This is a genomic window from Micromonospora sp. CNZ296 (assembly GCF_007827635.1).
Genome location: NZ_VISW01000004.1, coordinates 455,183 through 463,678 on the forward strand (window position 1 = coordinate 455,183; position 8,496 = coordinate 463,678).

The 8,496-nt window shown below is 71.3% G+C and carries 8 protein-coding genes; 1 reads left to right on the top strand and 7 read right to left on the bottom strand.

All coding sequences use genetic code 11. The annotated features are described in order from the left end of the window. Positions 1-6: 6 nt before the first annotated feature. The 3 genes from FB455_RS10150 to mshB all read right to left on the bottom strand — a co-directional run bounded on the left by FB455_RS10150 (position 7) and on the right by mshB (position 1,972). The gene (locus tag FB455_RS10150; RefSeq protein ID WP_145753051.1) at positions 7-471 is read right to left on the bottom strand and encodes a hypothetical protein; all 465 of its coding nucleotides are present in this window, start codon (positions 469-471) and stop codon (positions 7-9) included. 86 nt (positions 472-557) lie between these two features. Next, entirely contained in the window at positions 558-1,031 is a 474-nt protein-coding gene (locus FB455_RS10155; protein WP_412535472.1) for a hypothetical protein, read from the bottom strand. Positions 1,032-1,048: 17 nt separating this feature from the next. Further along, the gene (gene mshB / locus FB455_RS10160) at positions 1,049-1,972 is read right to left on the bottom strand and encodes an N-acetyl-1-D-myo-inositol-2-amino-2-deoxy-alpha-D-glucopyranoside deacetylase (protein WP_174361742.1); all 924 of its coding nucleotides are present in this window, start codon (positions 1,970-1,972) and stop codon (positions 1,049-1,051) included. 85 nt (positions 1,973-2,057) lie between these two features. On the opposite strand from mshB, the gene FB455_RS10165 reads away from it, so the two are divergent. Next, positions 2,058-4,202, top strand: coding sequence for a S9 family peptidase (locus FB455_RS10165; RefSeq protein WP_013288440.1), 2,145 nt, complete (start codon positions 2,058-2,060; stop codon positions 4,200-4,202). 88 nt (positions 4,203-4,290) lie between these two features. Here FB455_RS10165 and FB455_RS10170 read toward each other — a convergent pair whose 3' ends face one another. The 4 genes from FB455_RS10170 to FB455_RS10185 form a co-directional block, all read right to left on the bottom strand. After that, entirely contained in the window at positions 4,291-6,033 is a 1,743-nt protein-coding gene (locus FB455_RS10170) for an ABC transporter substrate-binding protein (protein ID WP_013288441.1), read from the bottom strand. Between the two features lie 108 nt (positions 6,034-6,141). After that, entirely contained in the window at positions 6,142-7,128 is a 987-nt protein-coding gene (locus tag FB455_RS10175; protein ID WP_013288442.1) for an ABC transporter permease, read from the bottom strand. An 11-nt stretch (positions 7,129-7,139) separates the two neighbouring features. Further along, positions 7,140-8,147: an ABC transporter permease gene (locus FB455_RS10180; RefSeq protein WP_013288443.1), complete on the bottom strand. Its 1,008-nt coding sequence runs from the start codon at positions 8,145-8,147 to the stop codon at positions 7,140-7,142. Continuing rightward, on the bottom strand, positions 8,144-8,496 hold a 353-nt coding region (locus FB455_RS10185), incomplete at its 5' end, for an oligopeptide/dipeptide ABC transporter ATP-binding protein (RefSeq protein WP_486481519.1). The genes FB455_RS10180 and FB455_RS10185, both read right to left, overlap by 4 nt.

An 8,496-nucleotide genomic window follows, 5' to 3' on the forward strand; every position in this document is an offset into this window, starting at 1 on the left:
CTCCGGTCAGCGCCGGACGATCCTGCGGGGCCGGGTGCGCTTCATCTCGGCGTACCGCTTGAGCTGGCGGGACCGGTAGTCCCGGCCCAGCGCGGTCAGGATCAGGTAGCCGACCAGCACGCCCGCCGCGGTGGCCGCGAGATAGAGCCAGATCTGGGCGAAGAACAGGCCCGCGCCGCCGCCGAACGGGTTCTCCCCGACCAGCAGCGGACCGACGAACACGGTGAGCGCCAGCGCGATCGCGACCGCGGCGGCCAGGTCGCCGGCCCAGCGGCCCAGCGGCCGGTCGGCGCCCCACCGGAACGCGGTGCCCGCCAGGATCAGCCCGATGACCAGGAACATGGCGAGCGAGACGCGGCCGGAGGCGGTGTCGTCGTCCGGGAACGCGAGTTTGATGACCAGCCGGGCCACCACGTTCACCCCGAACAACGCGGCCGCCAGCACGCCTACCGCACGCCACCGCTGACCCATCGCACGCCTCCCGCCGTACCGCCCGCTCCCTCGGCGGGCCTCCTGGCAGGAATGTCTACCACCGCGAGCTGTGCGGCGTCAGCACCTCACCGTGCGTCGGGCGGCGTCACCAGGTGCCGGAAGCCCAGCACCGCGAACGTGACCGCGCCGGCCACGATCAACGCGAGGCCGAGCACGTTGTCACCGGCGAGCGCCAGATCGCCCTCGACGGTCCGGAAACCCCCCACCACGATCACCAGGAACCACGGCAGCGCGCCGAGCGCCACCGCCCAGCGCGTACCCGTCGACCGGTGGGCGAACCGGCCCAGCAGCACAGTCGTCGCCACCACCGCGACGACGCCGGCAGCCACCAGGCCGACACCGAGAAGCGCCCGCAGCCCGCCGGAGCGGCCCTGCACGGTCTCCCAGGCCCAGGTCGCGAAGATCAGGTCGAGCAGCGCCAGCAGGACGCCGGCCCAGACCGTCACGACGCCGCCGGCCACCCGCAGCGCGCGGTCGAGCACCCGCTCCGCCGGGCTCGGCGTCGCGGCCGTCGGCGGCTGCTCGGGAAGGGTCGACACGGGTACGGCCGGCAGCGTCACCGGAGACCGGCCGCCGCGACCGGGGACCGCTGCGTACCGTCCAGGGCGATGCCGGCGAAGAGGTCGTCCTCCCAGCCGTACGGGCCGGCGCCCGGCCCCTTCTCGCCGACCGCGAGCGTGAAGTATTCGACGCCCATGAACTCGCCGCCGAAGTTGCCGGCGATCGAGTAGAGCCAGGAGTTCGCCGGGATCTGGGTGGCGTGGGCGCGCATCGCCGCCTCCTTGGCGGCGTGCTGGTCGGTGCCGTCGATCCGGGCGGCGATCTCCGCGTCCGGCGTGCCGAACGGCAGCTCGTCGGCGCTCTCGATGCCGGCGAACGGATTGTCCGAGGACTCGGTGAACGTCTCCAGGCCGGCGTCGAGGACGCTGCGCGGCATGGCCGTCCAGTAGACCTTCGCCGGGGCGATCCCCTCGGCCGCGGCCAGCTCCACCGCCCGCATCGCCACCCGGTGCGCCTGGATGTGGTCGGGGTGGCCGTAGAAGCCGTCCGGGTCGTACGTGACGAGAACCTGGGGACGGACCTCGCGGATGACCTCCACCAGGTACCCGGCGGCGGTGTCCAGGTCGGCCTGCCAGAACGCCCGGGGGTGCTCGTTGGTGGCCAGGCCCATCATGCCGGAGTCACGGTAGCGGCCCGCCCCGCCGAGGAACCGGTGGTCGGTCACGCCGAGCACGGCGCAGGCGGCCGCCAGCTCACCGATCCGGTAGCCGCCGAGCTGGTCCGCCTCGGCCGCGCCGAGCTGCGCCAGGGCCGGGACGTGGATCTCGCCCTCCTCGCCCAGCGTGCAGGTCACGAGCGTGACGTGGGCGCCGGTGGCGGCGTAGTGCGCCATCGTCGCGCCGGTGCCGATCGACTCGTCGTCGGGATGCGCGTGGACCAGCAGAAGGCGTCGGTCGGGCAGGGTCGTCACGCCCGTCACTCTAACCGGCGGTCCTGCCCGCTCGACGGTGATGCGTCCGCCCAGGTCGGCCACATCACCTCCGGCGCCCGCCTACTCTGCAGGCGTGGACTTTCCCGAGCTGGCCGCCCGTACCCGTCGGTTCAGCCACGGGGCGCCGCGCGCCGTCACCGTCGCGGGCGACGGCGCCCGGGTGATCTTCCTGCGTTCCGCGGGACCGGAGGACCCGGCCGACGCGCTCTGGCTGCTCGACGTCGACAGCGGCGAGGAACGACTGGTCGCGGACCCGGCGGTGCTGCTGGGCACGGACGCCGAGCCGGCCCGCCTCGCCCCCGGGGAACGGGCGCTGCGCGAGCGGTTGCGGCTCAGCTCCGGCGGCATCGGCTCGTACGCGCTGGACTCGGCCGGCCGGGTCGCCGCGTTCGCGCTGGCCGGGCGGCTGTTCCGGGCCGACCTGGTGCACGGCGACGTGATCGAGGTGGCAGCGATCGGGCCGGTGATCGACCCGCGGCCCGACCCGGCCGGTGAGCGGCTGGCGTACGTCACCGACGCCGCCGAGGGGGTGCGCCGGGGTCAGTTGCGGGTGGTGGAGCCGGACGGTACGGACAACCTGCTCGCCGGTGAGGACAGCGGCGTCACCTGGGGTCTGGCCGAGCACATCGCGGCCGAGGAGTTCCACCGCTACCGGGGCTACTGGTGGGCGCCGGACGGGCGCAGCGTGCTGGCCGCCCGGGTCGACGAATCACGCCTGGAACGCTGGTACCTGCACGACCCGGCCGACCCGGCGAGCCCGCCGACGTCGCTCGCGTACCCCGTGGCGGGTGGGCCGAACGCGGAGGTGAGCCTGCACCTGCTCGACCTCGACGGCGGCTGGGTCGACGTGCACTGGGACCGCGAGACCTATCCGTACCTGAGTTCGGTGGACTGGACCGAGGGCGGGCCGCTGATCACCGTGCTGCGCCGCTCGCAGCAGCACGGCCTGGTGCTCGCGGTGGACCCGCGCACCGGGGAGACGCAGGTGCACGCCGAGCTGGCCGACCCGCGCTGGGTGGAGCCGATCCCCGGCACCCCGGCGCACCTGCCCGACGGGCGGGTCCTGGTCGGCGGCGAGCTGGCCCACGACGGGTACGACGCGCGTTGCCTGTTCGCCGACGGCACGCTGCTCACCCCGCCGTCGCTGTACGTGCGGCGGGTGGTCGGGCGGCTGCCGAACGGCCCGAACGCGGCGGCGGACCTGCTGGTGGAGGCGAGCGAGGGCGAACCGAGCCAGCGTCACCTCTACCGGGTGCGCACCACGATCGGCGGCGGCATGGACGCCCGCCGGATGGGCAGCGACCCCGGCTGGCACACCGCCTCGATCGGCGGGTCGACGCTGGCGGTGGGCATCGCCTCGCTGGAGCACGCCGGCGTCCGCTGGCGGGTGTGGCACGGCGACCGCGAGGTCGGTGAACTGCGCTCGTTCGCCGCCACCTGCTCGTACGCGCCGCGGCCGACGATGGTCCGGGTGACCGACCGGCGGCTGCCCAGCGCGGTGCTCTACCCGGCCGAGCACGTCAAGGGCACCCGGCTGCCGGTGCTGCTGGACGTGTACGGCGGCCCCGGCCACCAGGAGGTGGTCGCGGCCCGCAGCGTCTGGCTGGAACGGCAGTGGTGGGCCGAGCAGGGCTTCGCGGTGGTCACCATCGACAACCGGGGTACGCCGGGCATCGCGCCGTCGTTCGAGAAGGCGATCCACAGGCGGGTCGCCGACGTGATCCTCACCGACCAGGTGGACGCGCTCACCGCGCTCGCCGACAAGCACCCGGATCTGGACCTGGGACGGGTGGCGGTGCGCGGCTGGTCGTTCGGCGGCTGGCTGGCCGGGCTCGCGGTGCTGCGGCACCCGGAGTTGTTCAAGTGCGCGATCGTCGGCGCGCCGGTCACCGACTGGGCGCTGTACGACACGGCGTACAGCGAGCGCTACCTGGGCATGCCGGACGACGGGATGGACGTGTACGCCCACCACTCGCTGGTCGAGCTGGCCGCAGAGCCGCTCGGCGATCCGGCGCAGGCCCGGCCGATGCTGCTGGTGCACGGCCTGGCCGACGACAACGTGCTGGCCGCGCACACGCTGCGGCTGTCCGCGGCGCTGCTGGCGACGGGCCGCCCGCACGCGGTGCTGCCGCTGACCGGCGCGAGCCACCTGGCCGCCGGCGGCGTGTCCGAGCGCCTGCTCCGGCTGGAGCTCGACTTCCTCCGCCGCTACTTGTAAGGAAGGGCCCCCTTTTAACGCCTGCGGTAGAGGAAGGGCCCCTTGTTAACGCGAGGCGTTAACAAGGGGCCCTTCCTTCACCTACGGGCTACTGCTTGACGTACGCGTTGACGAAGTTCGGGTAGCCGAACACGGAGGAGATGAACACCCCGCCCGCCTTGGAGCCGTGCACGTTGTACGCCACGTCCACGTAGAGCGGCACCACAGGAGCGTGCTCCTTCATGATCCGCTCGTCGAGCTTGCCCCACTCCGGGCCCTGCTCGGACGGCGGCAGCGCCAGGATCCGGTCCATCTCGGCGTTGATCGCGTCGTCGTTGAAGTACGACTGGTTGCTGTTGCCCTCGGCCTTGATGGTCCGGCCGTCGTAGAGCACCGGCAGGATCGACGCGCCGCTCGGCCAGTCCGCCGCCCAGTTACCGATGTACAGGTCCCAGGGGTTGTTCTTCTTCTTGACCTCGTCCAGCTTCGCGTCGTCCGGGATGTTCCGGACGGTGATCTTGAAGCCGGCACGCTCCAGGTTGCCCTTGAGCTGGACCGCCTCCGCCTGCTCGGTCGTGTTGTCGGCGACGCCGAGGACCAGCTCGGGCGTCTGGCCGCCGAGCAGTTCCTTGGCCTTCTCCACATTGCCGTTGGCGCCGGCCGGGTACGCGTCGTACGCCTTGTAGCCGATGGTCGACGGCGGCATCAGCGTGGTGATCGGCTGCGCGACGGTCTGGCCGCCGAGCGCCTTGACCAGGCCCTCGCGGTCGATCGCGTAGTTGAGCGCCTGGCGGATCTTCAGGTCCTTGACCCGCTGGGTGTTGATCACGAGCTGGTTGGCGCTCGGGGTCGGGGACAGCAGCGTGCGGGACTTCAGCGCCGGGTCACCGGCGACCTTGGCCACGAGCGAGGCAGGCACCGAGTTGAACGCCAGCGCGCTCTGGTCGGCGCCGTTGTCCGCGATCACCCGGTTGTTGGCGGCGTCGGCGGTCGGCCCGAAGCTCCACACGAACTGGTCCGGGTACTGGTGCCGCACCGGGTCGGTCTTCGCGTCCCAGTTCGGGTTGCGGTCGAGCGTGAGCTGCACTCCGACCTGATTCTTCGCGATCTTGTACGGGCCGGACGAGAACGGCTTCTGGTCCAGGTTGACCCCGGTGTCCTTCTCCGGCTTGAGCGGCGCCGTGGTGGGCAGCGAGACCGCGAACGGCAGGTCGCAGCGCGGCTTGGCGAACTCGAAGCGCAGCGTCTTGTCGTCCGGCGTGGTCAGGCCCGGCGGCAGCGACGTCTTGTTCTTCTTGAAGTCCCACTTGGTGTCGTACTGCGCGGTGTCGGCCAGCCACTCCTGGATGTAGGTGGGGCCGCCGGTGAGGTCCGGGTCGAAGGAGCGGGCGATGCCGTACGCGATCTCCTTCGAGGTGATCGGGCTGCCGTCCTCGAACTTCACCCCGTCCTTGATGGTGAATTCCCAGACCTTGCAGTCGTTGTTGACGTTCTTGCCCGGCGTCTCGGCCAGGTCACCCACGAGGACCAGGCCACCCTTGCCGTCGTCCTTCCAGGTGGTCAGGTAGCGGGCGAAGAGCGGGTTGGCCATCAGACCGGCGAACGAGTACGTCCGCTGCGGGTCCAGGTGGGAGATGGGGGTCTCCCGGATGATGGTGAACGTCCCGCCCTTGGCCGCGCCGTCGATCTCGGCGGCCGGTCCCTGCGAGTCCTTGGGGTCGGTCGCGATGACCCCGGTCTGCTGCCGGTTGCCGTCCACCTTGGTGCCTTCGCCCGTGTTCTCCGAGCAGGCACCGAGTGCCACAACCAGTGCGATGGCGCCGCCAGCGGCGGCCGCTGCGCGTGGTCGCATGTCCTACCTCCTCCACCCGTGCGCCGAGCGCATCCGCCGACGTCCCGAGGATCGTAAAGAAGAAAAGCTACGAGTTGGATAACAGTTGTCGATAAATTTCGTCGCGGTTCAGCCGAGCCGTACCCGCGGGTCGATCACCGCGTAGAGCAGGTCCACCACCACGTTCGCCAGCACCACGAAGACCGCCGCGATCAGCACGGTCGCCATGATCGTCGGCAGGTCGCCCGAGCGGACCGCGTCGACAGCGGTACGCCCCATCCCGTTCAGACCGAATGTCGTCTCGGTGATCACCGTGCCGCCCAGCGCTCCGCCCACGTCCAGACCGGCGATCGTCACCACCGGTGTGATCGCGGCGCGCAGCGCGTGCCGGCCGTACACCTTGCGTTTGGCCAGGCCCTTCGCCCGCGCGGTCCGGACGAAGTCCTCCGAGAGTGTCTCCAGCATCTGCGCCCGGGACAGTCGCGCGTAGATCGCGGAGAAGAGGAACGCCAGCGCCACCCACGCCAGCACCAGCCCGCTCGTCCACTTCAACGGATTGTCGAACAACGAGGTGTAGCTCGGCACCGGCAGCAGGCGCAGGTTGTAGACGAAGACGATGAGCAGCACCGCGCCGACGAAGTAGAGCTGCAACGAGGCGCCGGTGAGCGAGAAGCCGATCGCCGCCCGGTCCAGCCAGCTGCCCCGGCGCAGCGCCGAGAGCATGCCCAGGCCGACGCCGAGCAGCAGCCACAGGATCGCCGCCGGGATGACGATGCTCAGCGTCACCGGCAGCACCCGGGCGATGGTGTCGGAGACCGCCTCGTTCGACACGTACGACCAGCCGAGGCAGGGGGCGTCGCACCGGCCGCCCTGGGCGCTGCCCAGGTCCCGGCCGGTGAAGATGCCCTTCATGTAGCCGGCGTACTGGCTGATCAGCGGGTCACGCAGGCCCAGCTCCTGGCGGACCCGCTCCAGTCGCTCCGGGTTGCAGTTCTTCGGGCACATGCCGGTGACCGGGTCGCGGGGTAGCGCGAAGAACATCAGGAAGCTGAGCACGCTCACCGCGAACAGCGTGAGCGCGGCGGACAGCAGCCGGCGGATGAGGAATCGCGTCATGGGCCGGCCTCCTACCGGGACGACTTCGGGTCGAGCGCGTCGCGCAGCGCGTCACCGAAGAGGTTGAAGGCGAACACGAGCGCGAAGATGGTGATGCCCGGGAAGAAGACGTACGCCGGGTCGGTCTGCAGGTAGTCGAGACTGCGGTAGATCATGCGGCCGAAGCTCGGCGTCTCGTCGGTGAGGCCGACGCCGATGAACGACAACGCGGCCTCGCTGGTGATGTACTGCGGCACCGCGAGCGAGAAGGCGACCAGGATCGGCGCCCAGGCGTTCGGCAGCAACTGGCGGAACAGCATGTGCCCGAGACCCGCGCCGCTGGCCCGTGCCGCCTCCACGAACTCGCGTTCGCGCAGCGCGATGATCTGGCCCCGGACCAGCCGGGCCGTACCGGTCCAGCCGAACAGGGCGAAGATCGCGATGAGCACACCGATCTGGAAGTACGCCGGCACGGCCTCGCGCTGTCCGTAGAAGCGCAGCGCGACGGTCGGCATCAGGGCCAGCGCGATGATCAGGAACGGCATGGCCAGGGTCAGGTCGGTGATCCAGTTGATCACCGTGTCCAGCCAGCCGCCCAGGTAACCGGCGAGCGTCCCGAGCGTCACACCGATCACCGCGGTCAGCACGGCCGCCGCGAACGCGATGAACAGCGACGTCCGCAGCCCGTGCACCATCCGGATGAAGATGTCCCGGCCGAGACCGGGTTCCAGGCCGAACCAGTGCTCACCGGTCACGCCGCCGGCGTAGCCCAACGGCATGCCGTAGCCGTCGAGGCGGCTCTGGAACTGCTCCTTCGGCCCCACCCCGTACAGCGCCTCGATGAGCGGCACGGCGAGCGCGACGAGCACGAAGAACGCCAGCAGGCCGCCGCTGATCAGCGCGGTGCGGTCCCGCTTGAGCCGCGCGAGGGCGAGCTGGCCGGGTGACCGGCCGACGAACTCCTTCTTACCGCTCTCGTCGCCCTCGCCGGGCGACTCGATCTCGGCGAGCGCGACGCCCTCGACCGGCGACAGGCTCATTGGGACACCTCCACGGGTTCGCCGGTCGGCACGCCGACCGGTCCGCTCTCCGGGTAGTGGCAGGCGGCGAGCTGTCTGCCGTCGTGGCGGGTGGTCAGGGCGGGTTCTTCGGTGGCGCACCGGTCGGTGGCTTTCCAGCAGCGGGTGCGGAAGCGGCAGCCCGACGGCGGGTTGAGTGGGGTGGGCACGTCGCCGGTGAGGCGGATGCGTCCGGCGGGGCCGAGGGTGGTGACGTCCGGGATCGCCGACAGCAGCGCCCGGGTGTACGGGTGCTGCGGCCGCGTGTAGATGTCGTCGCGGTCGCCGATCTCGACGATCTTGCCGAGGTACATGACGGCGACGCGGTGGC

Excerpts from the sequence above, each read along its gene's own strand:
- FB455_RS10150 (WP_145753051.1), bottom strand. The coding sequence starts at position 471 with ATGGGTCAGCGGTGGCGTGCGGTAGGCGTGCTGGCGGCCGCGTTGTTC.
- FB455_RS10170 (WP_013288441.1), bottom strand. The coding sequence starts at position 6,033 with ATGCGACCACGCGCAGCGGCCGCCGCTGGCGGCGCCATCGCACTGGTT.
- FB455_RS10175 (WP_013288442.1), bottom strand. The coding sequence starts at position 7,128 with ATGACGCGATTCCTCATCCGCCGGCTGCTGTCCGCCGCGCTCACGCTG.
- FB455_RS10180 (WP_013288443.1), bottom strand. The coding sequence starts at position 8,147 with ATGAGCCTGTCGCCGGTCGAGGGCGTCGCGCTCGCCGAGATCGAGTCG.